The sequence below is a fragment of the Flavobacterium pedocola genome, assembly GCF_053764385.1.
This window is the reverse complement of sequence record NZ_JBSNCR010000001.1, coordinates 565,882-592,623: the sequence shown is the minus strand read 5'-3', so window position 1 is coordinate 592,623 and position 26,742 is coordinate 565,882. Positions and strand designations below refer to the sequence as shown.

25 protein-coding genes are annotated in these 26,742 nt (G+C 37.6%); 16 read left to right on the top strand and 9 right to left on the bottom strand.

Annotated features, from left to right (window positions below; translation table 11 throughout):
* Nucleotides 1-4: 4 nt before the first annotated feature.
* Complete coding sequence (locus tag ACWPKD_RS02905; RefSeq protein WP_455411176.1) at nucleotides 5-2,677, bottom strand: putative LPS assembly protein LptD; 2,673 nt, start codon at nucleotides 2,675-2,677, stop codon at nucleotides 5-7.
* Between the two features lie 122 nt (nucleotides 2,678-2,799).
* Here ACWPKD_RS02905 and ACWPKD_RS02900 point away from each other — a divergent pair, with 122 nt between their 5' ends.
* From ACWPKD_RS02900 to ACWPKD_RS02845, 12 genes are all read left to right on the top strand, one after another.
* Nucleotides 2,800-3,864 (top strand): N-acetylmuramoyl-L-alanine amidase family protein, encoded by a 1,065-nt coding sequence (locus tag ACWPKD_RS02900; RefSeq protein WP_455411175.1) that lies wholly within the window; start codon nucleotides 2,800-2,802, stop codon nucleotides 3,862-3,864.
* Between the two features lie 23 nt (nucleotides 3,865-3,887).
* On the top strand, nucleotides 3,888-5,003 hold the full coding sequence (locus tag ACWPKD_RS02895; RefSeq protein WP_455411174.1) for an N-acetylmuramoyl-L-alanine amidase family protein: 1,116 nt from the start codon (nucleotides 3,888-3,890) through the stop codon (nucleotides 5,001-5,003).
* A gap of 55 nt (nucleotides 5,004-5,058) precedes the next feature.
* Complete coding sequence (locus ACWPKD_RS02890; RefSeq protein WP_455411173.1) at nucleotides 5,059-6,024, top strand: MlaD family protein; 966 nt, start codon at nucleotides 5,059-5,061, stop codon at nucleotides 6,022-6,024.
* A 19-nt stretch (nucleotides 6,025-6,043) separates the two neighbouring features.
* A complete protein-coding gene (locus ACWPKD_RS02885; protein WP_455411172.1) occupies nucleotides 6,044-7,378 on the top strand; it encodes a 4Fe-4S dicluster domain-containing protein in 1,335 nt (444 codons plus the stop codon).
* Nucleotides 7,379-7,446: 68 nt separating this feature from the next.
* Complete coding sequence (locus ACWPKD_RS02880; protein WP_455411171.1) at nucleotides 7,447-8,238, top strand: (Fe-S)-binding protein; 792 nt, start codon at nucleotides 7,447-7,449, stop codon at nucleotides 8,236-8,238.
* Entirely contained in the window at nucleotides 8,238-8,870 is a 633-nt protein-coding gene (locus ACWPKD_RS02875) for a hypothetical protein (RefSeq protein WP_455411170.1), read from the top strand. Before ACWPKD_RS02880 ends, ACWPKD_RS02875 begins: the two co-directional genes overlap by 1 nt.
* A gap of 175 nt (nucleotides 8,871-9,045) precedes the next feature.
* A complete protein-coding gene (locus ACWPKD_RS02870; RefSeq protein ID WP_455411169.1) occupies nucleotides 9,046-9,660 on the top strand; it encodes a hypothetical protein in 615 nt (204 codons plus the stop codon).
* Between the two features lie 163 nt (nucleotides 9,661-9,823).
* Nucleotides 9,824-10,306, top strand: a complete 483-nt coding sequence (locus tag ACWPKD_RS02865) for an ABC transporter ATPase (protein ID WP_455411168.1) — start codon at nucleotides 9,824-9,826, stop codon at nucleotides 10,304-10,306.
* A 37-nt stretch (nucleotides 10,307-10,343) separates the two neighbouring features.
* On the top strand, nucleotides 10,344-13,253 hold the full coding sequence (locus ACWPKD_RS02860) for a glycoside hydrolase family 3 N-terminal domain-containing protein (RefSeq protein ID WP_455411167.1): 2,910 nt from the start codon (nucleotides 10,344-10,346) through the stop codon (nucleotides 13,251-13,253).
* Nucleotides 13,254-13,285: 32 nt separating this feature from the next.
* Nucleotides 13,286-13,756, top strand: coding sequence for a DUF1801 domain-containing protein (locus tag ACWPKD_RS02855; protein ID WP_455411166.1), 471 nt, complete (start codon nucleotides 13,286-13,288; stop codon nucleotides 13,754-13,756).
* A gap of 67 nt (nucleotides 13,757-13,823) precedes the next feature.
* Entirely contained in the window at nucleotides 13,824-14,975 is a 1,152-nt protein-coding gene (bshA, locus tag ACWPKD_RS02850; RefSeq protein ID WP_455411165.1) for an N-acetyl-alpha-D-glucosaminyl L-malate synthase BshA, read from the top strand.
* Nucleotides 14,950-15,402, top strand: a complete 453-nt coding sequence (locus ACWPKD_RS02845) for a protease complex subunit PrcB family protein (protein ID WP_455411164.1) — start codon at nucleotides 14,950-14,952, stop codon at nucleotides 15,400-15,402. Before bshA ends, ACWPKD_RS02845 begins: the two co-directional genes overlap by 26 nt.
* A gap of 34 nt (nucleotides 15,403-15,436) precedes the next feature.
* Here the strand turns inward: ACWPKD_RS02845 and ACWPKD_RS02840 are convergent, their stop codons facing one another.
* The 3 genes from ACWPKD_RS02840 to ACWPKD_RS02830 all read right to left on the bottom strand — a co-directional run bounded on the left by ACWPKD_RS02840 (nucleotide 15,437) and on the right by ACWPKD_RS02830 (nucleotide 17,727).
* Nucleotides 15,437-15,940: a hypothetical protein gene (locus ACWPKD_RS02840; protein WP_455411163.1), complete on the bottom strand. Its 504-nt coding sequence runs from the start codon at nucleotides 15,938-15,940 to the stop codon at nucleotides 15,437-15,439.
* 105 nt (nucleotides 15,941-16,045) lie between these two features.
* Nucleotides 16,046-16,843: a hypothetical protein gene (locus ACWPKD_RS02835; protein WP_455411162.1), complete on the bottom strand. Its 798-nt coding sequence runs from the start codon at nucleotides 16,841-16,843 to the stop codon at nucleotides 16,046-16,048.
* Between the two features lie 53 nt (nucleotides 16,844-16,896).
* Nucleotides 16,897-17,727, bottom strand: a complete 831-nt coding sequence (locus tag ACWPKD_RS02830) for a UDP-2,3-diacylglucosamine diphosphatase (RefSeq protein WP_455411161.1) — start codon at nucleotides 17,725-17,727, stop codon at nucleotides 16,897-16,899.
* A 145-nt stretch (nucleotides 17,728-17,872) separates the two neighbouring features.
* Between ACWPKD_RS02830 and aroC the strand changes: the two genes are divergently transcribed.
* The 3 genes from aroC (at nucleotide 17,873) to ACWPKD_RS02815 (ending at nucleotide 21,107) form a co-directional block, all read left to right on the top strand.
* Nucleotides 17,873-18,925: a chorismate synthase gene (gene aroC, locus ACWPKD_RS02825; RefSeq protein ID WP_455411160.1), complete on the top strand. Its 1,053-nt coding sequence runs from the start codon at nucleotides 17,873-17,875 to the stop codon at nucleotides 18,923-18,925.
* Nucleotides 18,926-18,986: 61 nt separating this feature from the next.
* Nucleotides 18,987-19,937: a T9SS type A sorting domain-containing protein gene (locus ACWPKD_RS02820; protein WP_455411159.1), complete on the top strand. Its 951-nt coding sequence runs from the start codon at nucleotides 18,987-18,989 to the stop codon at nucleotides 19,935-19,937.
* 141 nt (nucleotides 19,938-20,078) lie between these two features.
* A complete protein-coding gene (locus ACWPKD_RS02815) occupies nucleotides 20,079-21,107 on the top strand; it encodes a T9SS type A sorting domain-containing protein (protein WP_455411158.1) in 1,029 nt (342 codons plus the stop codon).
* 47 nt (nucleotides 21,108-21,154) lie between these two features.
* Here ACWPKD_RS02815 and ACWPKD_RS02810 read toward each other — a convergent pair whose 3' ends face one another.
* Nucleotides 21,155-21,571 (bottom strand): thiol-disulfide oxidoreductase DCC family protein, encoded by a 417-nt coding sequence (locus ACWPKD_RS02810; RefSeq protein WP_455411157.1) that lies wholly within the window; start codon nucleotides 21,569-21,571, stop codon nucleotides 21,155-21,157.
* Nucleotide 21,572: 1 nt separating this feature from the next.
* Nucleotides 21,573-23,744: an endonuclease MutS2 gene (locus ACWPKD_RS02805; protein WP_455411156.1), complete on the bottom strand. Its 2,172-nt coding sequence runs from the start codon at nucleotides 23,742-23,744 to the stop codon at nucleotides 21,573-21,575.
* Between the two features lie 84 nt (nucleotides 23,745-23,828).
* On the opposite strand from ACWPKD_RS02805, the gene ACWPKD_RS02800 reads away from it, so the two are divergent.
* A complete protein-coding gene (locus tag ACWPKD_RS02800; RefSeq protein ID WP_455411155.1) occupies nucleotides 23,829-24,494 on the top strand; it encodes a uracil-DNA glycosylase in 666 nt (221 codons plus the stop codon).
* 35 nt (nucleotides 24,495-24,529) lie between these two features.
* Here ACWPKD_RS02800 and ACWPKD_RS02795 read toward each other — a convergent pair whose 3' ends face one another.
* The 3 genes from ACWPKD_RS02795 to ACWPKD_RS02785 form a co-directional block, all read right to left on the bottom strand.
* On the bottom strand, nucleotides 24,530-25,078 hold the full coding sequence (locus tag ACWPKD_RS02795; RefSeq protein WP_455411154.1) for a hypothetical protein: 549 nt from the start codon (nucleotides 25,076-25,078) through the stop codon (nucleotides 24,530-24,532).
* 10 nt (nucleotides 25,079-25,088) lie between these two features.
* A complete protein-coding gene (locus ACWPKD_RS02790; RefSeq protein WP_455411153.1) occupies nucleotides 25,089-25,673 on the bottom strand; it encodes a hypothetical protein in 585 nt (194 codons plus the stop codon).
* Between the two features lie 135 nt (nucleotides 25,674-25,808).
* Nucleotides 25,809-26,741: a transglutaminase gene (locus ACWPKD_RS02785; RefSeq protein ID WP_455411152.1), complete on the bottom strand. Its 933-nt coding sequence runs from the start codon at nucleotides 26,739-26,741 to the stop codon at nucleotides 25,809-25,811.
* Nucleotide 26,742 lies beyond the last annotated feature (1 nt).

Sequence of the window (26,742 nt, the reverse complement as noted above, 5' to 3'; positions counted from 1 at the left end):
AAATCTATCTCAAACGTCTGTCCGGTAAACTTCTCTTATCCCACTTGATATCACTAAGTGCCGAAGATTTGATTCCGATGAAGAAGCCCCAAGAGGTGTAAGTACCGATCGGCACCCAGTTAAAATCCATTCGCCAGCTTAACAAATCACGTTCAAAACGAAGTTGGGTAAACGTTACTCCTTTGTTCACAAAATCATATCCGGAAGCAAACCCCATTTTCCATCTTGGTGTCATCTCGATATTTCCGGACATCATTATGGAGTTACTTACTATTTTGCTTTCACGGTTATTGTTTGAAAAGGTAAGGGAGTAGGCCAAACGCAAATCCCAAGGGATTTTCAGGCTGTAGAATTCTGTTTTTTCTTCTTCGCCATCTTCATCCTTTTTATCAAAAAGACTTTGTCTTTGGTCGCTTAAATCCACACCACGTCCAAAAAGGTCATCGTTACGGCCGCCATTCATGGCTGTCTGATCTTGAGCGTTAGTCTTTTTTCCTTCCAGCTCACTGCTAGCAATGGAGTAATTCACCGTAATATTGGCAGTGGTCATTCTGAAAAGGCTTCCACCGTTGTCGATATTCCATTTATCGATTCTTCTTCCGCTGTTATCAATTGCGTAGGGATCCAATGTTGCCCCGAAATTAACATTCATCTTCTCCTTGAACAGATTTGTTCCCCCTGTAACCCTCACAGGTGACCATGGTAAGGAATCTGCGGCAACGTTATAACTGGTAGAAAAATTAAGGTTATTAAGAAGTGTTATTTTTCTCGGTTCGGTTTTGGTTTCGTCTTTATCACGGACTTTAGCTTCAAAAGTATTGCTTATTGACATCCCAACGTTGTTCGAGTAATTTTTTCCCGGAGCTCCGAAAATACCGTTATCGAATCGGGTATATTCAGCATAAGTTGTACCGGTTGCATCTAATGCATACGTTTCGTAATACTGATCAAAACTAGGGGTATAGCCGTAAGAAACTCCCGGACGCATGACGTGACGAATAGCCTGGATCTTTTTATCATCGCCAAAATTGAAAGTACCATAAATGGTTGTTCCTAAATTAGCATTAAAATTGTAAGTCCTGAAGGTATCAAAACCGTTTACTTCTTTCGTCTGAACGGAATTAGTACCGGTATCAAACCCTTTTCTGATAGTTTTAAAATACCAGGTTTCATTATAAGTAACACCTGTGGAAACACTCAAATATTTGAAAACCTTAAAATTCGTACTGATCGGAATGCTGTGCTGGAAACCGTTTTTGGCATCTCTGAACATTTCCGATTTGAAGAAAAGTGAATCTGTCGTACGGATTCTGTTTTCTCCTCTTAGATTATATTGAAAATTTAGATTATCAATAATACCTTTTTTTACACCGCTTTTAGGAGCAAATGGAAAAATACGGTCAACACTTGCCTGAAGGGTAGGCAAAGTCATATCGATTTGTTCTGAATTGGTATTTTGAGAATGTGTAGCTGTCAATGACATATTAACCTGCGGAACCGTCTGAAAGGTTTTGGCATATGAAATCGAGGAGCTTAAATTGTTGTTTATTGAAGAACCGATGTTCGTCTGATTTATCGATTGTCTGAAATACTGGCTGCTACCAAGGTTAACGGATGCCGAAAATCTTGAATTCGGATTTGCTTTCGGATCCTGCGTGTGTGACCACTGAATGTTGTATTGTCTAGATTTTGAATAATCCGGAAACCCTTTTTCACTGAAAATCTGATTTTCAAAGCGAAGGTTCACACGTCCGTTAAAACGATAGCGTTTGGCATAACTGCTTTCAAATCGCAGGGCATGGCTTCCGTTGGTGTAATAATCCCCTAAAATGGTTAAATCGTAATAATCGCTCAACGCAAAATAATATCCTCCGTTCTGAAGGAAATACCCACGCTGTCTGGTGTCCCCAAAGGTCGGTATGATAAAACCCGAAACCGATTTTTCGCTCATCGGGAAGTAAGCAAACGGCAATCCAAGCGGGGTAGGTACATCTTCAATAACCAAATTGGTCAGGCCTACAACTACTTTTTTACCGGGAACGAATTTGATTTTTCGCGCTAAAAAATAATACTCCGGATGGTCAATATTTGTTGAAGTTGTAAAACGCGCATTTTTCATGAAATAGACAGAGTCATTTTCACGTTTACTTATTTCGGCTTTAATCTTGAAATCTTGTTGCTCGGTTCTCGAATTCCATACAAGTGCTTTCTTGGTTTTGGTATTAAAGCGAATGGAATCCGGTTCGATTATGTTAGCCCCTTGCTTAAAAACAGGGTTTTGAGATAAATTTCCCAAACTGTCCCGTATCCTTCCGGCGTAAACTTCATTCTTTTCATAGTCGAAAACAATGATTCCGGATTTCAGTTCGAAGTCTTTATAATATAATTCTGCCTGATTGTATAAGGTTAAGCGTTTTTTCTTCTGATCGATTTTTTCGTAATCAACGGCCTTCCTCTTTACAATTCCTTCTAAAATAGGTTTCTTTTTTTTGACTGAATCTGTCTTCACCGAATCCTGGATCTTTGCCACATCCACAATGCCGATATTTACGCTATCTTTCTCTTTTTCAGCAGATATCGATACGTTTTTTTTTGGATTTTCCTGGGAGTACGATTTCAAATTCCCGAGTGTCAGGAAAATTGATAATAAAACGATATGAAATAAGTTTGTACGCAACGCTTTTAATACTATTTTTGTAAAAATCTGGCTTAATTTTTGACGGTTCAAACTTACATATATTTTTTGTCAAAAATAAGCATTTAGTAAAATTATAACCTTTGTAAATTTTTAACTCTTATATGCCAGATAAAGTTAAATTATATTTATACATATTCATATTGTTATCGTCTAATTTTCTGCTGTCGCAGTCTAAATCAAACTTTAAAGTTGTTTTGGATGCAGGTCATGGCGGAAAAGATTTCGGAGCTATCAAAAATGGCCTGAAGGAAAAAGATGTGGCGCTGGATGTTGTGTTGCGTATTGGTGAGATCCTGGACAAAAACAACGATATCGATATCCTTTATTCAAGAAAAACGGATGAGTTTGTGGAATTGCGTGAAAGAGCCGATAAAGCAAATAAAGCCAAAGCAAACCTGTTTGTTTCGGTACATTGTAATTCATCAACTTCTTCCAAACCATATGGATCGCTGACATTGGTTATGGGTATATCGCGAACTTCCACCAACTTAGAGATAGCAAAAACAGAAAATGCGGTAATTTTTCAGGAGGCCAATTACAAGAAAAATTATAAAGGATTTAATCCAAATAACCCTGAAACGTTAATCGGATTAAAGATTTTGCAGGAAGAGCAATTAAAATCTAGCATAGATTTTGCAAGTTCAATTCAGAATAAGTTTGGTAATAAGCTGAACAGAAAGAATAAAGGAGTTAGCCAGCAACCACTATGGGTTTTGGATGCTACCTGTATGCCGGGAGTATTAATTGAGCTAGGCTTTCTGTCAAACAAAAATGAGGCGCGGTATTTAGGATCAGAAAAAGGGAAACAGGAATTGGCAAAGGCAATAGCGGAATCTATAGTACAATTCAAGAATGAATATTTCTCGGCTTCAGATTACAGTACTATCCTGCAAGAGAATGCAAAAGAAGTTGTAAATTTAAATGACAAAAACAAGGCGGTAGGCAAATCGGTCTATAAAGTGCAGATCGGTACAGGCAAAAAGAAACTGGATACTATTCCGTCTAATTTTAAAGGATTAAAAAACATTACCAGGACCTATGAAAATGGGTTTTATAAATATTTTTACGGAAGTGTAAAAAACAATTCAGAATGTGAGAAACTATTGGCAGTCGCCAGAAATAAAGGCTATAAATCGGCTTTTATCGTGACTTCTTCCGATAATTAAACAATATAAAAAGGGGTATGAAAATGAATAATTTTTTTAAAGTAACTTTATTGACACTGTTGCTCAGCGCAGGAGCATCGTTCAGTCAGAACAACGCAAAATTCCGTGTGGTTCTCGATGCCGGTCACGGAGGGAACGATTTTGGGGCAACCTATCACGGTCATGTGGAAAAAAATAATGCTTTAAACGTTGTGCTTAAAGTAGGACAGCTTCTGGAAAAAGATCCTGGAACCGTGGTTATTTATACAAGAAAATCAGATGTTTTCATTCCTTTGGACGAACGTGCGGATATCGCCAATAAATCCAAAGCGGATATTTTCGTTTCCATTCACTGTAATGCCAACAAGAATACCGCAGCCAGCGGTTCTGAAACCTATGTAATGGGGGTTACGCGAAACGCTGCCAATCTTGAAGTGGCACGAAAAGAGAATGAGGTAGTTACTTTAGAGAAAGACTATAAAGTGAAATACGACGGTTACGATCCTAATTCACCGGAATCTGTTATCGGTATGACCGTTATTCAGGAACAATACCTTGATCAAAGTATTGAGTTGGCCGCCGGAATTCAGGAACAGTTTGATTCAAATGTAGGCAGAAAAAACAGAGGGGTTAAACAGGCAGGATTCCTGGTTTTAAGAAAAATCTATATGCCACGTATCCTTATAGAAATGGGGTTTGTTTCCAACAGGGAAGAAGGAGCATTTTTAAGTTCCGAAGAAGGCCAGATGAAAATCGCCGAAGGAATCGCGAATGCTATTTTAGATTATAAAAGAGAATATTTTGTTCCGGGAACTGAAGAATACGTTGCGCCGGAGCCGAAAAAAGTAGTTGATACCCCAAAAGTTAATACGCCAAAGGCAAACAATTCCCCTAATGCTGTAAACTCAAAAGGGATTGTATTTAAGGTACAGATTTCCGCGAGTGCTAAAAAAATGGAGTTAAAACCTTTCAACTTTAACGGACTTGACAATATTTCTGTGGAAGAGGGAAGTGTCAATAAATATTTCTATGGAAACACCAACGACTACAACGAATCCAAGAAGGATTTGGAAGCTGCCAAAGCAAAAGGCTATACGTCTGCTTTTATCGTAGCATACAAGAATGGTAAAAAAATGTCTGTAAAGGATGCTTTACGATAATATAAAACCATTCTAAACTATTTTGTTTTAATTTTGTTTTAAAAATATATTGATTTTGAAAATTACTAGAGAAGTAAAAACAGCCGTTTTAGTTATTAGTTCCATTTTATTGTTTTTTTGGGGATACAGTTTTCTGAAAGGAAAAAACCTATTTGACAATTCAAGAAAGTTTTACGTTGTTTATGACAATGTGGAAGGACTGGCTCCATCGGCACCCGTTACTATTAACGGATTAACGGTAGGGAAGGTAAATCAGATCACCATTCAGGAAAATACAGGAAAACTTTTGGTGGAAATCCAAATGAACAATGATTTCCCGGTTTCAAAATCGAGTACGGCAAGTATTTACGAGCCTGGGTTTATTGGTGGAAAACAAATCAGTATCAATCCTAACTTTAATGATAAGACTTTTGCCCAAACCGGGGATTTTCTTCAATCAGAAGTTAAATTGGGATTAACGGCTTCGTTAGAAAAAAACCTTGCACCGATTCAGGAAAAGCTTGATAAAGTGCTGCAAAATGCAGATGCTTTGATTTCCAATTTAAACGATGTTCTGGACGCCAATACCAAATCGAACTTAAAAAAGACAGTAGCCGAGTTAAACAAAACGATGACAAGTTTCAGTTCTGTTTCTGCTAATCTGGACAAAGTAATGATTGAAAACAAGGAGAAAATCGGAAGCGTTGTAACCAATCTTGATAAAACAACCGGAAACTTTGCCAAAATTTCAGATGATCTGGAAAAAGCACAATTAGGCAAAACCGTTGAGAATTTAGAAAAAACGTTAGCAAACGTAAACAAATTAATGGCCGACATGGAATCCGGAAAAGGAACCATGGGCAAATTAATGAAAGACGAGGCGATGTACAATAATCTTTCAAAAGCATCAAAAGAAATGGAGTTGCTTTTAGAGGATTTAAGACTTCACCCAACGCGTTATATTAATGTATCCCTTTTTGGAAAAAAAGAGAAACCATATACTGCGCCAAAAACAGATTCGCAAGCACAACCAAAAAAATAGAACTATTTAAACCAGCCATATGAGTATTCTACCAAATATTTTATTTGCAGTAATCCTTATTTTAGGAGGAGGGTATTTCGCTCAAAACGTAAAGAAACTAATCCGAAACATTAAGCTTGGTCAAAAAGTTGATCGTTCCGATAATCCTTCTGAGCGTTGGAAAAACATGACCATGATTGCTTTAGGACAATCTAAAATGGTTAGAAGACCTATTGCAGGGATACTTCATATATTCGTTTATATCGGCTTCGTTATCATCAACATAGAAGTTTTAGAAATTGTAATTGACGGACTTTTCGGAACCCACCGCGTGTTTTCTTTCTTAGGAGGTTTTTACGATTTCCTGATCGGTTCTTTTGAAATCCTTGCCTTGTTGGTTATCGTAGCGGTGGTTACCTTCTGGATCAGAAGAAACATTGTAAAACTAAAGCGTTTCATCCACGGCGATTTGAAAGGATGGCCAAGAAACGATGCCAACTACATTCTTTATTTCGAGACTGTATTGATGTTATTGTTCCTCTTCATGAATGCTGCCGATTTCCATTTACAGCAAGTTCCGGGTGGTTTCGGACATTACAATCAGGCGGGAGCGTTTCCTATTTCACAATATATTGCACCGTTTTTCGACGGAATGGACAATCATGTGGTTGAAATGATGGAAAGAGCTATATGGTGGTTACACATCTGTGGTATTTTAGTGTTCCTGAACTATTTATATTATTCAAAACATTTACACATCTTATTGGCGTTCCCGAATACGTATTTCGCGAACTTAAAACCTCAGGGGCAATTCGACAACTTAGAATCTGTTACCAATGAAGTTAAACTGATGATGGATCCAAACGCCGATCCTTTCGCAGCCCCGGCGCCTGATGCAGATGCTACTCCGGCTAAATTCGGAGCAAGCGATGTTCAGGATTTAAACTGGGTTCAGTTAATGAATGCTTATACTTGTACCGAGTGTGGTCGTTGTACTTCTTCATGTCCGGCCAATCAAACCGGTAAAATGTTATCGCCACGTAAAATCATGATGGATACCCGTGACCGTTTGGAAGAAGTGGGTAAAAACATTGACCAAAACAAAGGTGTATTTGTACCGGACGGAAAATCGCTTTTAAACGATTATATCACTCCGGAAGAATTATGGGCATGTACCTCATGTAACGCATGTGTGGAAGAATGTCCGGTAAACATCAGTCCGCTTTCCATCATTATGGATATGAGACGTTATTTAGTTATGGAGCAAAGTGCCGCGCCAACTGAATTAAACAATATGATGACTAACATCGAGAACAATGGAGCCCCTTGGCAGTACAACCAAATGGACCGTTTGAACTGGAAAGACGAAGCATAATTATAATAAGTAAACTAAAAACTTTGCAACTTTGTTTCTCTGCAATTTTGCAACTAATATAAAAAGATATGTCAGCAAATTTAACAGTACCTACAATGGCCGAAATGATGGCCCAGGGTAAACAACCGGAAGTTTTATTTTGGGTGGGTTGTTCAGGTAGTTTTGATGATAGAGCTAAAAAAATCACGAAAGCATTTGTAAAACTTTTAAATCAGGCCAATGTTCCGTTCGCGGTTTTGGGAACTGAAGAAAGTTGTACAGGAGATCCGGCCAAACGTGCAGGAAACGAATTTTTATTTCAGATGCAGGCGATGACAAACATCGAAGTAATGAATGCTTACGAAGTAAAAAAGATTGTAACGGCTTGTCCGCACTGTTTCAATACCATAAAAAATGAATATCCGGAATTAGGCGGAAAATACGAAGTGGTTCACCATACCGAATTTTTAAAATCGCTATTGGACGATGGAAGGCTTTCTATCGAAGGAGGGCAATTCAAAGGAAAACGAATCACTTTCCATGATCCATGTTATTTAGGAAGAGCTAATAATGTTTATGAAGCACCACGTGAACTGATCCAGAAATTAGACGCAGAATTGGTAGAGATGAAACGCTCTAAAAGAAACGGTCTTTGTTGTGGAGCAGGAGGAGCACAAATGTTTAAAGAGCCTGAAAAAGGAAACAAAGACGTAAACGTGGAAAGAACAGAAGACGCTTTGGAAACCCAACCGGAGATCATTGCTGCAGGATGTCCTTTCTGTAATACCATGTTAACGGATGGTATTAAATTCAAAGAAAAAGAAGGTGCCATAAAAGTATTGGATGTAGCTGAATTAATTGCTAACGCACAGGATTTATAATGAAAAACTTTTTTAAGTTATTCTTTTTATGCTTCATAACTGTTTCTTACGCACAGGAAATGGATCGTGAGCAATATTTAAAAATGCTGGCAAAAGAAGCCTGCGAATGCATCAAGAGCAAACAGGCAGCTAATCTTAATACCAAAGCTGATGTTCAGGCCGAACTCGGAATGTGTATCCTTAAAAAATACACCGAGAATTTAGAACTTAGTGAAAAAATGGTGGGCAAAGTCATTGGAAACAATGAAATGGCTGCCAAATTAGGTGAAGAAGTTGGTATGAAAATGGTAACCGAATGTCCGGACACTTTCAAAACTTTCATCAGCAGTTACATAGAAAACAGCGAGAATGCTGAAGGAGATAAAACCGAAGAAGTATTCACGCCGTCTCTTCTGGGTAAAGTAATCAGCATCAAAAAAGATCAGTTTCTTACGCTTTCCATTGAAGATTCATCCAAAAGGATTCACAATTTTATCTTTTTATTGCCTTTTGAAGGTGCAGATTTGCTCATAAATGACAAACTGAAAAAGAACGACAGCGTAGAGCTTAAATATTTCGAAGAAGAGTTTTACGATCCTAAACTGAAAGATTACAAGTATTATAAAGTACTTCAGGAAATCAAAAAGAAATAAATGAAAAGCCGGGTTTACAGCCTGGCTTTTTTTATTGAATATTTTCATCGATTTTAAGTGTTTTTTTATCGATTCTGATGTTTTTAAACAAATTTTATAGCATTTCAACGGATTATTTTAACAGAAGTGTACCGATGAAGTAACTTAGTTCTAGAATTAAAAAACAAGGGGTCAAATGGAAAAAAATTACGCACTAAGAGCAGTATGTGTGGCTATATTACTGTTCTTCCAACATAGCTATGCGCAAGTTGGAGTAGGAACAACCAATCCGCTGTCTACATTACATGTAAACGGAACAATGCGGGTTACAAATACTAACAACACTACCACTACAACTAAGTTGACAGGTACGTGTACACAAGGAATAGTATCCGATGTTACTATCGGACCAAATTTGAGTTTAGTTAATAATGTTTTAAGTGCTGGAGATGGAGACAATTCTGTCTATAAAGTTGCAGCAGTAAAAATGACAACACCAACTTCAAATTTTGTTTTTGATAATTTGAATTTAGATTTAAGCGGAGCCAATGACGGAGTTGTGGTTTTCAGGTTATACGGTTCTACTCAAAATTTTTCAATAAGAGGAATACAAGGTGGTGTGGACGGAAGACATATAGTTTTATACAATTCCTCACCGGTTAACATGAAAATGGACCATATGATGTCGTCAGTTCCGGCAAATAGAATTGATACTATTGGAGCATCGACATCAACTTCCGGAATTGGAACAGTGGATTTAGTTTACGACGGAGCCAATTCAAAGTGGATTGTTTTGGCAATCAGGGATTAGGAGTTAGTTATTTTTAGGTTAGTTATATTATTAAGGGGTTAATAATTGTGGCGATAAACCATCATGTTATTATACGTGATGGTTTATTTTTTTATGCTAAAATAGTTTTAAGAGTACTACAATCTAATTCTAAAGGCTTATTTTTGTGGTTTACTTTAAAATTATGTACGTAGATTTCAATACACTTCCGGAAGATTCAAAAATTTGGGTATATCAGTCCGACAGAAAATTCACAGACGATGAAATAACCGAAATAGAAGCGGCACTCGCTGTTTTCATTGAAGATTGGTCCGCTCACGGTACCGGTCTTGAAGCTTCCTTTCTTACGAAATACAATCGATTTGTAATTATCGCCATCAACCAGAATGTACAAAATGCAACAGGTTGTTCCATTGATGCTTCCGTGAACTTTATCCAAAGTCTTGAGAAAAAATACAATGTGGACATGCTTGACCGTATGAACGTAACCTTCCGTTTGGGCGATTACATTGCCTACAAGCCTTTAATCGATTTCAAAAAAATGGCTAAGGAAAAAGCAGTTTCCGAAAACACCATCGTTTTCAACAATTTGGTAAATACCGTTGGAGAATGGCAGGATTTTTGGGAAGTTCCCGCTAAAGAGAGTTGGCACAGCCGATTTTTCTAAAAACAACATTTTTTAATCCTTACCGTTTCTATAAGTAATGCGCAAAATCCTTTACATATTCCTATTACTGTCTCAATTAATCTGGTCCCAAACCGAGAAAAAAATTTCTTTGGATAAATACGAAGAAGTGTTTGAAAAAGCTTGGGTGGACAGTATTTACAATCAAATGACCTTTGAGGAGAAAGTAGGGCAATTGTTTATGGTGGCTGCCTATTCGAATAAAGATTCCGTTCATGTAAAATCCATTGAAAAACTGATTGACGATTATAAAATCGGAGGTTTGATTTTCTTTCAGGGCGGGCCGGTTCGTCAGGCTAAATTAACCAATAAATATCAGGCTAAATCGAAAGTGCCTCTATTTGTTGGAATTGACGCAGAATGGGGACTGAGTATGCGACTGGATTCAACCTATCGTTATCCTTGGAACATGACACTTGGTGCTGTTCAGGACTTGAAACTTATCGAAAAGATGGGAAAACAGATGGGAAAACAAGCTAAGCGATTAGGTTTGCAATTTAATTTCGCTCCGGTTTTGGACATCAATACCAATCCGTTAAATCCTATTATCGGAAACCGTTCCTTTGGGGAAAACAAAGAAAAGGTTACTGAAAGAGCTTTGGCTTTAATGAAAGGAATCCAAAGTGAAGGCATTTTCGCTACCGGTAAGCACTTTCCTGGACATGGTGATACGTCAACCGATTCCCATCATACGTTGCCAACGGTAAATTTCACCAAAGGACGTCTTGATGAAGTGGAATTATATCCGTACAGAAAGCTATTTAAAGAAGGCTTAGCCAGTGTAATGGTAGCGCATTTGAATGTCCCGAGTATAGAGCCGAGAGAAGGCTATCCAACATCGATTTCCGAAAATGTTGTAACGAATATCCTGAAAAAAGAACTGAATTTCAAAGGCTTGATTTTTACAGATGCCTTAAATATGAAAGGTGCGAGTAATTTCAAACAACCGGGAGACATCGATTTAGAAGCTTTTTTGGCAGGGAATGATGTTCTTTTGTTTGCAGAAAATGTTCCTGTTGCTTTGGAAAAATTCTGTCAGGCGTATAATGATACTTTATTTACGGATGAGCGTTTGGAACATTCTGTGAAAAAAATCCTGAAATACAAATATAAAGCCGGTTTAAACCGATACAGACCAATTGATTTAAACAACTTATACGAAGATTTGAATGCTCCTGAATGTGAGGATTTGAATTATCAGTTGTATGAAAGTGCTGTAACGGTTCTTAAAAAAGAAGAAGATAATTTTCCAATCACTAATGTGGCAAAAGAAACCATTGCCTATGTAAAATTAGGGGATGACGTAAATGACTCTTTCTTAAACGGAATCAAAACCTATGCTCAGATAACCGAAATTGAAAACGACAGTATCCACCTGATGCTGAAAGACCTGAAGAAGTTTTCAAAAGTAATTGTTGGTTTCCATAAAGCCGATGGTGCCTGGAAAAAGCATGATTTTAAACCTGCAGAATTAGAAGTTTTAGATTCGATTTCGAAATACCACAATGTAACTTTGGCTGTTTTTGCAAAGCCTTATACGTTGTTGCCTATTAAAGATTTCAATACTATTGAGAACGTCGTTGTGGCTTATCAGAACAATAATATTGCTCAAACCGTTGCTGCAGAAATCATTTTTGGAGCCGCCGGAGCTAAAGGAAAAACGCCGGTTTCCATAAACAGTTTCTTTAAAGTTGACGACGGAATCAAAACCAATAAAATCAATGTGTTGGCTTATGCTACCCCGCAAAGCGTTGGGATGAATGCAAAAACCCTGTCACAGATTGATGCTTTGGCCAATAAAGCCATCGAAGGGAAAATGACTCCCGGAATGCAGATTCTTGTGGCCCGAAAAGGAAAAATCGTTTATCAGAAATCGTTTGGGTATCACGATTATAAAAAAGACACGAAGGTTAACAATCAGGATGTTTATGATTTGGCCTCGCTTACCAAGATTTTGTCAACTTTACCTAACATGATGCAGTTGTACGACAAAGGGAAAGTGAAATTCGAAAGCAAATTAGGACAGATGGTGCCGCTTTTCCAAAACACGGATAAAAAAGACCTTACACTAAAAGAACTATTAGCACATCAGGCTGGTTTACAGGCCTGGATCCCGTTTTACCAGGCAACTTTGGACAGCACGAAGCATCCTTCTAAAAAGTATTACCGTAAAACGTATTCTGCTGAATTCCCGCTTCAGGTTTCCGAAAATCTGTTTTTGAGAAAAGATTATCGTGACACGATCATGAAAGCAATTGCCGACAGTAAATTATTGCCTAAGAAACAATACAAATACAGCGATTTTACTTTTATCATTTTAAAAGATTATCTTGAAAAAACGCACAATCAGTCTCTGGATGTAATCAGTTATGAAAACTTCTACAAACCGATGGGAATGCACTCGATGATGTACAATCCGCTGCATAAAATGGACATGTCTTATATTCCGCCAACGGAAAAAGATGCTTATTTCCGTTATACAACTGTTCAGGGTTATGTGCACGATATGGGTGCTGCCATGCAGGATGGAGTAGGCGGTCATGCCGGATTGTTTGCCAATGCTGTCGATGTCGCCAAAATGATGCAACTGTTTCTTCAGAAAGGAAATTACGGAGGAAAACAATATTTCACCGATAAGACTTTCGATGCGTTCAACAACTGCGCCTATTGCAATGTCGGAAACAGACGCGGTATGGGCTTCGATAAACCACAATTAAGCGGTGAAGGACCTACTTGCGGCTGTACCTCGATGACCAGTTTCGGACACACAGGATTTACCGGAACCATTGCCTGGGCCGATCCTGAAAAAGAACTGGTTTATGTGTTCTTATCCAACAGAACTTTCCCGGATAGCGCTGAGAATAAGCTTTCTAAGAATAATATTCGCGAAGACATCCAAAAAGTGATTTATCAGGCCATCATGAATTAATTTAATTCTTATTTTAGAATAAAAATTACACTATGCAGTCTACCGCAAAATCACCCGAAGAATATATAGAATCCTTACCGGATGACAGAAAACCGGCTATGGAGAAATTACGAAATACCATTATTAAAAATCTTCCTAAAGGATTTCAAGAAGGTATGGGTTATGGAATGTTAGGTTGGGTTGTGCCTCATTCTTTGTATCCAAAGGGTTATCATTGCGATCCTAAAACACCGCTTCCGTTTCTTGGGATTGCGTCCCAAAAGAACTTTATTGCAGTGTATCATATGGGGATTTATTCCGATCCTGATTTATTAAATTGGTTCACTTCCGAATATCCGAAACATGTGAAAACAAAATTGGATATGGGCAAGAGTTGCATCCGATTTAAAAAACCGGACCAGATCCCGTTTGAATTAATTGGTGAATTAGTGCAGAAAATGACTCCTGCCGATTGGATCTTAACCTATGAAACTGCACTGAGCAAAGGATTCAGACAAAGTTAATATTATCTAAAAGTAAGGCAAACCCTTACTTTTTTGATGTAAATTAGTGTCCACTTAAAACAAAAAAATGAAAATCGCCATCGTTTGTTACCCTACCTTTGGAGGTAGTGGAGTAGTGGCCACAGAATTAGGCCTTGAGCTAGCACGCCGCGGACACGAAATCCATTTTATTACTTACAGTCAGCCGGTGCGTCTCGCGCTTTTAAATCCTAATATCCATTACCACGAAGTTAATGTTCCGGAATATCCGTTATTCCACTATCAGCCTTATGAACTGGCACTTTCCAGTAAATTGGTCGATATGGTGAAATTACATAAAATTGAAATCCTGCACGTGCATTATGCGATTCCTCATGCTTATGCCGGCTATATGGCAAAACAAATGCTGAAAAGCGAAGGTATTAGGATTCCGATGATTACCACCTTACACGGAACCGACATCACTTTGGTTGGAAACCATCCTTTTTATAAGCCTGCTGTTTCGTTCAGTATTAATAAATCGGATTATGTTACTTCGGTTTCCCAGAGTTTAAAGGATGATACGTATAAACTTTTCGATATTAAAAAAGAGATAGAAGTGATCCCGAATTTTATTGAAATCGACAAGGAAAGCATCGATGTGAATTCGGCTTGTCATCGATCTTTGATGGCAACCCAGGATCAGAAAATCATCACACATATCAGTAACTTCAGAAAGGTAAAACGCATTCCGGACGTCATCAAGATTTTTTATGAAATCCAGAAACAGATTCCTTCCAAACTGATGATGGTGGGAGAGGGGCCTGAGAAAGAAATAGCCGAGAAAATGTGTGCCGATTTAAAGATTAACGACAAAGTGATCTTTTTTGGAAACAGTCATGAGATCAGTCAGATTCTTTGTTATTCAGATTTATTTCTTTTACCGTCTGAAACCGAGAGTTTCGGTTTGGCCGCTTTAGAAGCCATGGCTTCGGGAGTTCCTGTGATTTCAAGTAATTCAGGAGGATTGCCGGAAGTAAACAAGCAAGGTTTTTCCGGATACCTGAGTAATGTAGGCGATGTGGAAGATATGGCTAGAAACGCTATTTCCATTCTGTCAAATGATGAAAACCTGCTCAGATTTAAAAAGAATGCTCTTGAAGAAGCAAAAGAGTTCGATTTGCAGAAAATCATGCCTTTGTATGAAAACCTATATTTAAAAGCCCTTAAACAGTATGAAAATAAAAACCTTGTTCTTTAGTATTTGTGTCTCGGTTTTGGCATCCTGCAATTCTTCTAAAGAAATGACGCAAAAGAATTCCAACGATACAACTTTCAAAGTAATTTACAGCAGTGAATACGGCGGTGATGAAAAAGAAGGATTTGAAGTAATCGATTCCGAAGCAAAACTGAAATCATTTTATTCCAGAATTCAATTGGACAGTGAAGTAAGTTCTTCGTTTGAAAAAATTGATTTTGAAACGTCAAACATATTGGTACTTCATTTAGGCCAAAAAACGACCGGTGGCTACAACGTTAGTGTGGAAAGCATCGAATCGGTTGAAGATAAATTACAGGTTAAAAGAAAAATAATTGCTCCAAAGCAAGGGGAATTTGTAACCACAGCACTCACAAATCCTTATTGTATAGTCTCGTTACCCAAGAAATCTGAATATCTGATAAAATAAAAAAGTCCCGAATTACTCGGGACTTTTTGTTTTATTAGAAACGGTAACGGATACCTAAAGCGATGTCCGGTCCGAAGTTATCATAATCGTCAAAATCATTTCTGTTATCAGCAAAATATAACTCTGGTCTGAAGTCTAATGATAATTGAATTGGAACGTCAAAGTTGTACTCAATACCAATATCACCCGCAGCCAATAAGAAGATTCCACCATCCGGATCCGGATCTCCAGGTCCATTATAGCTCCAGCTTCCTATACCACCACCAACACCAGCGTACCAGTTGAATCCACCTTCAATATTCCATACCCATTGGTATAGACCAACTAATTTAACTGCATCAACATGTTTACTGTCTCTCCAGCCCAAATCTAACTCCAAACGGTTGTTTTTAGAAAGACCTCTCTGGTATGAAATTTCACCTCCAAAACCGTCGTTATCTCCTAAACGTAATCCTAGTGCGTTCTTTGAAATGTCCTGAGCCTGTGCGCTTAATGCTAAGCCTAGTAGCATAAAAGCTGATAAAATTATTTTCTTCATACTTTTTTAATTTTAACAAATATAAACTTAGCTTTTAAAGTAAACAACCAAATTTCAAAAAATTAACAATTTAATTTATTGCCTTAAGAGCCTTTTTTTTATTAACTAATTGTGTGTGTCCAAAAATTCTTGTTGGGTTTGTGTACCTGTTGCCGGAACTCCAAGAGTTGTTGCGATTGTAGGGTTCATTTGATACTGAGTAACCGTATTTACATATCCAACTCCTACATTATTGACAACATATTGTGTTGAAATCATTACATCTTGATCAGCCAAAACGGATTGTGTGATTGGAATTCCTGCAACCGTAACCACTGTGGTAATTGATGCTCGTAAAACAATTTTTGAAGTTTTAACATCGTTGTAAACATCACCGTTTGGAGACGTGAATGTTGGTAAACTCTCACCACCAAATGATTTTAGGGTGTAGTTTATTGTTATAGGATATCCGCCAAATTCCTGATTAATGGTTCCTGATTTACTGGAAAGCTGCTCATTGTTTGTTGCTGATTTTTTGAAAATAATAAAATCAGAAAGCACTAAATCCAAATCTACAGGAAGGTCTTGTCCTGCGGCTAAAGATAAATCACCTGATAATAACAATTTCCCGTCCGATTCACGAACACCATTGTTGCGTAAAGAAGAAGAATAGAATCCGGTTGCTACGTTATCTCGAACTTGAAATCGCTTGTAGGTTATACCATTGATTAGGGAATCGCCTTTAATGTATAGCGAATCTCTCGATTCCGTAGTACCATCATTCACATCGTAAGTCCAGTATTTACCGGTTTCCAAAGGAATTGCAAAGTTTGATGAGTTGTCATCCCCGCTACCGGAATCATCCGAAGAACACGAAAACAACAGACCAGAAGAGGCTAATAACAATAGTAATTTAGTTTTCATAGTTGTATAATAGGTTAGTAAATTTAAGCGAATATACAAAAATGAATTAATATTTAATTTTTTGTTAAAAAGCTGGATATAATTAATTGTTTGGATAAATCTTCTTCAATTTCTGAAAATTCCTCTTTATCATTTTCAGAACCTGTTTTCTCGTGCGTATAAAGCTTCCATTGCTTGTTATTGTATTCCAAAGCCGTAAGATTTTCAATCCAGTCACCGGAGTTTAAATAGACAGTTGATCCTTTTTTGTTACTTCTCTTTTCAATTTTAGGCTCATGGATATGTCCGCAGATAACAAAGTCAAATTCATTATCTATGGCCAGATCTACCGCAGCGGATTCAAAATCTGAAATAAATTTCACGGCTTTCTTTACGCTGGCCTTAATTTTTTTAGACAAGGAATAAGGTTCTTTTCCGATTTTGACCAGGCACCAGTTTACAAATCGATTTAAGAGGATCAGATAATCATAGCCAATTCCGCCAAGTTTAGCGATCCATTTGGCCTGATGCACGGAGTTATCGAAAATGTCACCGTGAAAAATCCATGCTTTCTTGCCGTCCATTTCCAAAATGAGTTTATTGACGATTGCAAAATTCCCCATTTCAGTATCGGCAAATCTCCGCAGCATTTCATCATGATTACCAGTTACATAATACACTTTAGTTCCTTTTGCAGTAAAATCAAGGATTTTTTTGATAACCTTCAAATGTGGCTTCGGAAAATAAGATTTTTTAAATTGCCAGATATCGATAATGTCTCCATTTAAAATCAGGATTTCCGGCTTTACAGAATTTAAATACTCCAAAAGTTCAACAGCATGACAGCCGTAGGTACCTAAATGAACATCTGAAATGACAACAGTGTTTACTTTTCTTTTTTTCAAGCGTTGTTTTATTTCAAAGAAAATACACTGCTATAACTTAATCATTAAATTAATGTTGTCAAATCTTTATAAATAATACCGAAATATTAGTTATATGATAAAAAAGTAACCTGTAAATGTCTTATTTTTGGTAAAAATATTAGTTATGGCAGGAAATTCTTTTGGTAACAGATTTAAGTTGATGACATTTGGCGAATCCCACGGCGAGGCTATCGGTGGGGTAATTGACGGTTGTCCTCCGGGAATAAGCCTGGATTTTGACGCCATTCAAAATGATCTTGACCGAAGAAAACCAGGTCAGTCTGCCATAGTAACCCAGCGTAAAGAGTCTGACACCGTTCAGTTTCTGTCCGGTATTTTTGAAGGAAAGACAACCGGGACACCTATCGGATTCATTATTCCCAATGAAAATCAGAAATCAGATGATTACTCCCATATAAAAGACACCTACCGTCCCAGTCATGCCGATTATGTTTATGAAAAAAAATACGGTATCCGTGATTACAGGGGCGGAGGAAGGAGCTCGGCCAGGGAAACAGCAGCAAGAGTTGTTGCCGGAGCCATAGCAAAACAAGCACTTCCTGATATTAAAATCAATGCATTTGTGTCTTCTGTTGGTGATATTTTTATCGATAAACCTTACCAGGAATTAGATTTCTCACTGATTGAGAGCAATCCTGTAAGATGTCCTGACCCGCAAATTGCAGCAAAAATGGAGAATTACATCAGGCAAATAAGAAAAGAAGGTGATACGGTAGGCGGTACAGTAACCTGTGTGATCCAGAATGTTCCAATTGGTTTAGGTGAACCCGTTTTTGACAAATTACATGCGGAACTTGGCAAAGCAATGTTATCCATAAATGCCGTAAAAGGATTTGAATACGGAAGCGGTTTTTGCGGGGCAAAGATGAAAGGAAGCGAGCATAACGACCTGTTTAACACGGATGGTACCACAAAAACAAATCTTTCCGGCGGAATCCAGGGCGGTATTTCAAACGGTATGGATATTTATTTCCGTGTAGCTTTTAAGCCAGTGGCAACGCTTATACAATTACAGGAAGTGCTTGATAATCAAGGTAATTTGATTGAACAACAAGGAAAAGGAAGACATGATCCATGTGTAGTTCCAAGGGCGGTGCCTATAGTTGAAGCGATGGCGGCAATTGTGATATTAGATTATTTTTTGCAAAAAATGTAGTTTTTTTTCAGCATTGAGTTTTTTTTATTTAATTTGTCTTACCAATTTTAAATATAAACGTATGAAAAAACTATTACTCGCACTTTCATTATCATTATCTTCTTTAGGCTTTTCCCAGATAACAGTTTTTCAGGACAGCTTTGATACTTATGGTGATTTTTTAATTACAGGATATGGTCAGTGGCAAACAATTGATGTAGACCTGTTAAATACTTATACAGGTGGATTACCGGATGGTGTTGATCCGACATGGGCTCATGCCGGTGAACCAATGGCTTTTCAGATATTTAATCCAGTTGCAGCTGGAGTATCTAATTCTACTGGGGCTTGTACTGCAACAACTGAAAACAGAAATTTTGATCCTAGAACCGGTGCCAAATATGCCGGATGTTGGGCTGGTGTTCCTTCAACAACAGGTGGAGCTACCGCAAATAACGACTGGTTAGTAAGTCCTCCAATCAATTTAGCTGGAGCAACAGGTTGTGCTTTAAGTGTTTGGGTTAAATCTTTAGGAGATTGTTATGGTTTGGAAAAATACAAAATCGGTATTTATGTAGGGTCAGGAACTCCTACTGCTACGGATTTTACAATAATTTCCGGTGTTCCAAATTTAACTGCTACTACAGCATGGACAGAAAGAACACAATCTTTATCGGCTTATGATGGTCAGACAATCCGAATCGGAATCAACTGTAAAACAGCAGATGCTTATATGTTCATGGTTGACGATTTCAAAGTAACTGCAACTACTTTATCTACTTCTGATTTTGTTGCTGAAAGATTATCAGTTTATCCGAATCCTGCAAACGACGTTGTGAACATCACTAACAACGGAGCATTACAAATCAATAAAGTTACAGTAACCGACATCAACGGAAGAACAGTTAAAACTATTAATTTAGATGGTGTTTCTGAATCTCAAATCAATGTGTCGGAATTAAATGCAGGTGTTTACTTTGTAAATATCGATACAAACGAAGGTTCAGCTACCAAGAAAGTAGTAAAGAAATAATCTAAATCGTTTAAAAAAAATGAAAAATCCCGATAAACGTCGGGATTTTTATTTTAGAGTGAATAATTGTTAATTTAATGGCATTCATGCACTTTATTTACAGAAATTACCTAATTTTGTTTAAACTTTAAAAAAAGTCCTATGATGAAAAAATTACTTTTAGCTTCTTTAGTATTAGGGTCTATTCAAATTTCACAGGCTCAATTATTAACTTCTGACAATTTCAATGCATTGACAGTAGGGAACATCGGTACTGATTTGACAGGCACAACAGCTGGTCAGGGCGGTTTTTATACTTATGTTGCTGCAGCTGGTTCAAATGCTGATTTCCAAATTGTTAATGATGGTGTAGCACATGCCAACGTGCTTCAGATAACAGGATCCGCCACTGCCGCCAATTCCAGATTTCTTTGGAAAAACGGTTTGGATGTTGCCTGGGCTGCAAGAACTGCCGGAAATAACATTTTAGAAGTTGAATATGACTTCTATACCGGAGGAACAACAACGAGTAAAAACTCTCAAAGAATCGTAGTATATAACACTGACGGAAGTAAAGCATTAGTTGGTCTAAGTGTTGCTATGGATACTAAAATTATTTCCGGTGTCGGATATTACAATAATGGAGGAACCCTAGGAAATTATTTATTTAATTTAGGTGCTTCTCCGGTTGTATTACCTTCAAATACTTGGGTACGTGTGGGAATGAGTTTTAACATGACTACAGGTGCACTTATCTGGAAAGGTCCTGGATTTGATGCAGGAGTAACTGTTACAGGTGCTGGTGCCGCTACTGATCCTGCTGAAATGGATTATGTCGCAGCTGCAGGAACAGCTAACGCAGTAGCTTCTACAGGACGATTTGACAATATCACTGTAAAAGCAACTAATACTGACACACTATTAGGATCTGAGGATTTCAACGGAGTAAGCGGTTCAAAAGTAGCTGTTTATCCAAACCCTGCTTCTGATTTCGTAACTATTGCAACTACAAGCAATGTACAAATCAACAATGTTCAGGTTTTGGATATCAACGGAAGAACTGTTAAAACGCAAAACTTCAACGGAGTTGCTGAAGGTAACATCAATATTTCAGATTTGAACGCCGGTGTTTATTTCATGACTATCGACACTAACGAAGGTGCGACTACTAAAAAAATCATCAAAAGCTAATTACGGTTTTGATATAAAATAAAAGTCCCGATAATTCGGGACTTTTTTTATTCTAAAAATTTAGCTTTCATTTCAGGAGTAGGCATCATGCAGCTTTCCTTTTTGCCAAACCATTTGTATCGGCTCTTGGCCACAAAGTCGTAAACTAAATTGTTTAATCGGGTAGGTAATACCGAGAATAAATTCAAAAGCGAATAAACACCACCAATGTTCTTAGCTATTTCAATGGCTGCTTCAGATTTGACATGATAGGCAATTCCGGGTTCATACAAAACAATACTGTCAATCTTTTGGGGATCAACACCAATATATTTAAGAATTTCTTTTCCCATTTCAGACTGCAAAGGGACAAATCTGAAAATATCGTTTTTATCCTTTTTAATCAGCAATTGAACGGTTGAATCACATAAATTGCAAACCCCGTCAAAGAGTACGATTTTCTTATTTTTGGGTAATTTTTCCATATTATTTCATTCGTTCTACTAATTCCAGACTGTCTAAATCGACCTTGGAGGTAAAAATCCCGTAATTTACTGTTGCTTTGTTTTTTTCAATACTATCGATACTTCCAACGGCTTTTCCATCGATCATTCGCACTCTGTCACCAACTTTTAAAGGGATTTTAGGCTTATTGGCCTCTTCTTTCTGGGCTTTTATTTTTTTCTCTTTCTTCTCTTTACGGATTTCGTCTACCTTTTCTTTTACTTCTTCAATAACCTGCTTTTGAATTACTTCCTTAGCTTTTTTCTCCTTGGCTGTAATTTTTTTACGTTTTGAATTTTCAATTTCCACCATTTTCAGGAATTCACTGATCAATTCTTTCTTGTTCTTATTGTTGAAGTATTTCTCGGAAATATCATCCAGTTTCTGTCCCATATAAACGAGACGTTGGTTAGAATCGTATAATTCCTGATAACTTTCCAATTTTTGCTGGATTTTCGTATTGATGTTTTCCATTTTTTTGCTCTCCTCACGGGCACGGCTTTCCTCTTCTTTCAGGTTTTGCGATGTTTTTTCCAGCTTGGAACGCTCTTTCTGAAGATTGGCAATGGTTTTATCAAAACGTACTTTTTCGCCTTCTATTTTCTTTTTAGCACGATTAATCAATCCGAAAGGTATACCGTTTTTCTGCGCTACTTCGAAAGTAAAGGAACTACCGGCTTGACCCAAATGCAATTTATACATTGGTTCCAGTGATTTTTCATCAAAAAGCATGTTGGCGTTAATAGCAAACGGAAGCTCATTAGCCAAAATTTTTAAATTGGTATAATGCGTTGTAATGATACCGAATGCTTCCCGTTCGTAGAATTCCTCGAGAAAAACTTCTGCTAAAGCGCCACCCAATTCAGGATCTGAACCCGTTCCGAATTCATCGATTAAGAACAAAGTCTTTGCATTACACTTCTTGAGAAAATAGTTCATGTTCTTCAATCGATAACTATACGTACTCAGGTGATTTTCAATAGATTGATTATCTCCGATATCCGTAAGAATCCGATCAAACAAGAAGGTTTCACTGCGCTCGTGTACCGGAATCAGCATCCCGCATTGCAACATCAATTGCAGCAAACCTATGGTTTTAAGCGTAATACTTTTTCCACCGGCATTTGGCCCGGAAATAACAATAATCCTACTGTCATTCACCAGTTCAATGGTTTGCGGAAACGTGGGCTTGTTTTTAGCTTTATTGTTTAAAAACAAAATAGGATGGAAGGCTTCCCTGAAATACAAACGTTTTTCATTGTTGATAGCAGGAAGGATTCCGTTTATTCTGTTGGCATAACGGGCTTTTCCTGCAACAACATCCATATCACTTAAGAAATCCTGATATTGATGCAAAAGCTCCGTATACGGCCGAATCGCGTTAGTAAGCTGCTTTAAAATCCGCGTGATTTCTTCCCGCTCTTCATATTCCAGATTACTCAATTCCCTTGAATACCGCAACGTGGCTTCCGGTTCTATATAAGCAATGCTCCCGGTTTTAGAACTACCTAAAATGGTTCCTTTAACCTTTTTTCGGTACATCGCCATAACGGCTAAAACTCTTCTGTTATCCACAATGGTTTCGCGAATATCGTCCAAATAACCAAGGCTGTTGTAACTGGACAACGCCATCCCGAAACTCTGGTTGATCTTTCCGCGAACAAGATTCATGTTTTTACGGATTTCGGCCAAAGCCGGAGAAGCGGTATCTTTTATCTCTCCATATTTATCAAGGACTTCATCAATCTTCTGGATAATAAATTTTGTCAGTTCTATGGAAGAGGCTTTTTCGCTTAATTTCGGGTAATAATCATCAAACTTCTTTAAAAAAAGCAGCAAGGTATTCGTAGTTTCAGAAATCGTAGCAATCTTTTTGAAACTGCTGACTTCCAGAAAACTATCCTCAATAGCCAAAAACTTTAATTCGTTGGTTATTTCATCAAAATAATGATTAGGGATAGCGTTATTGTTGCTATATGACGAAACATACTCTGAGGTTTGCAGCAAAGCATCCATCAGAATATCTTTTGTTTTAAATGGCTTTATATCGACAGCTTTCTGTTTTCCTAATTCTGTGGTACACAAATCGGAAACCGTTTCAAGCACGGTAGTAAATTCTAAATCCTGTAATGTTTTATTGTTAATTGAAATCATCTTACTGGTTACAAAGCATCAAAGTTACAAAGGTTGGAAGGCTTGATGCAATAGAATTTCATATTTTTGGGAAAATTTTATCCAATGCAAGTTGATATTCACCCATCCTGGGGTACTGTTCTGGCTTCCGAGTTTGAAAAGCCTTATTTTAAAAGCCTTATTTCGTTTGTACAAAACGAATATGCCACACAGAAATGTTATCCTGAAGAGAAGCAGATTTTTTCGGCATTTGACCATTGTCCTTTTGATAAAGTGAAAGTCGTAATCATTGGCCAGGATCCGTATCATGGAGCAGGGCAGGCCAACGGGTTGTGCTTTTCGGTGAATGACGGAATACCTTTACCGCCTTCGCTGGTTAATATTTTTAAAGAAATTGAGAAGGATTTAGGTATCCAATTTCCCGAATCCGGAAACTTAGAGCGTTGGGCAGATCAGGGAATTTTGCTTCTGAACGCTACGCTGACCGTTCGTGAAAGTGAAGCAGGCAGTCATCAAAAGAAAGGATGGGAAACTTTTACGGATGCGATTATCCAAAAAATATCGCAAGAAAAAGAGCAGGTCGTTTTTTTGCTTTGGGGCGGATTTGCCAAAAAGAAAGGTGCTAAAATTGACAGAAAGAAACATTACGTCTTAGAAACCGGGCACCCTTCGCCATTGAGTGCTAACAGAGGATTATGGTTTGACAATAAGCATTTCAGCAAAACCAATAGTTTCCTGAATCAAAAAGGAGAGAAAGCAATAAACTGGTAATAAAAAATCCACCTTTTGGTGGATTTTTTTATTCTTTAATTAACCGTAAATTGATAATATCCAAAAGCATCAAGAGCGTTGGCGTTGGTAGAAATCAATACCAAAGTTTTATCTGAAGGGTTTCTCGAGATCAGTTCCGTAGTTGCAGCTCCGGTATAACTTTCTCCAAAACTCAGACGGTACTGACCAGTCGTTGTTAAAGGTACTGCCACATCACATTTATAGGTCATGGTTCCAGACTGATAAACTGCTTCAGCTACGCTGTATTCATCATTGGCTCCTAACACATTGTTCCAGTTGTTATTAGCATCTTTTTTCTCTAAACGATAAGCAAACCGGAAAGATTCCGCTCCACTGGTTCTGTAGATATCCAAAAGATTAGCTTGATTTGCTTCCGGTAAATATCTTGAAAAATCAGTGTGAAATTCCAGATTATCACCGGTTGTATAACTGGGCGGAGTATCGATTGTAATCAAATCGGCCACATCCAGATAAACGGCATTGTAAAAATCATCATCGCTTTTACACGAAGTAAGTGACACAATACCTAAAACAGTTAGTAAAAATAAGCGAATTGTTTTCATGTATATTTTTTTAGAATCTGTAACCAAAATTAGCACCAACACGTTGAACATAAGTAGGACTTACATCTGTATTCAATAAGTTCTTACCGACACCTACGAACAATTCAACGGCGTATTTATCACTAAAATAAAGTTTGTAGCCTACAGCGCCACCAATGGCCAAATCGGTATAATTATCCTCTACAACAAGAACATAATTGTTTCCTAAACCATCAGGCATATGCTTCAACTCTTTGTATTTCCCGCCATTAACAGACATAAACGCTTCTACGAAATAAAAGGTTTTATGACTTTTAGACAACGAGTAACGAACGAAAGGGTTTATTTCATATTCCGGAAGCGTATTGTTGAAGTTTTCATCAAAATCTTCTTTATCTCTTTTTCCGACTCTCAGGCTGGTACTCAAACCAACGGAGAAGTCATTTTTAAGGAATCGTTCGTAACTAACATGAAGTTTTCCTTTTGCAATCAGAGAGACAACATCTAATCTGATTTCATTTTTTTTCGGTAAAAGCGGATTTTCAACAACTGTCGAATCCTGTTGCGCATTGGCAAACTGAAAAAACAGTAAACCCAGTAATGCAAGTTTTTTCATATGTTTAGATTTGTTTTTCATAGGTAACATATGGTATCGCCTTTTTAAGTATTGTTGTTTGAAACAAACTTGTTGTCAGTGGCGATTTCATAAATCGTTTTTAATTATATGATGGTAAATATAGCAAAAGGTTGCTTAATTAAAAGTAAGAGCTCCCAGAATTTCTTCGCTCATGAAAGGGCCGCCCGGGTATCTTGCTGTGTAATCGAGGTTTAGCCAAATCTGGCCTCTTTCATCAATATGATAGTGCACATCTTTGCCTTTCGATTCATCTTTGAATAAAACTTCTTTGATCAGATAATTGATGTTTTCAAAATCTGCTTTTCTACCGATTAACATTTCCGGATAGAGGTGTCCTCCGGTATGAATAATTCTCGGTGTTCCGCCGATGGCGCGTATCAGGGCGGAAGTAAAGATGGCGTGATCATCACAATCACCCGAAAAATGTTGCAGGGATTCACTGGCATAAGCGATGTATTCGCGGCCTTTCGGATCATTTACATAATTCCACCGGTTGCGGATTTCCTTAAAAACAGCAAAACATTGTATTACCTGACGGTATTCCCGGTGTCCTTTAACATCTTTAAAATGAAGTGTTGTAGCCTTTAATGCAAAATTCCTAACGCGGGGATTATCGTAATCAACAGCGTCAATGATTTTTGATTTATTAGGAAAGGGTAACAACTTGGAAATGATAACATCCTGAGGATTAGTATTTTCGTTCATCGTATAGATCATGGCCTGATAATCTTCAAATACAGAACCAAAACCATAACCACCTAAAAGAGTTCCCCAAATCAAGGCAATCAGATAAAGAAAAATACAAACTACAATAATGGTTTTCAACAATCTCAGAGTTAACTGTATAACCACCAGAATTATGATAAACAAAATGATCCGGTCAATATGGAGAAACCATTCCGGATCAATAAAATTCTGATGGGCAATGATAAAAACAGGAACTGCAATAAGAATGTTCAACAGAAAAATAACAACAGTGTCCCAGGGCTTTGGCAGGGAAAACCTTTTTTTAAGCAACTGGAGTTTTGTTGGCGTTGACGGAAGCATT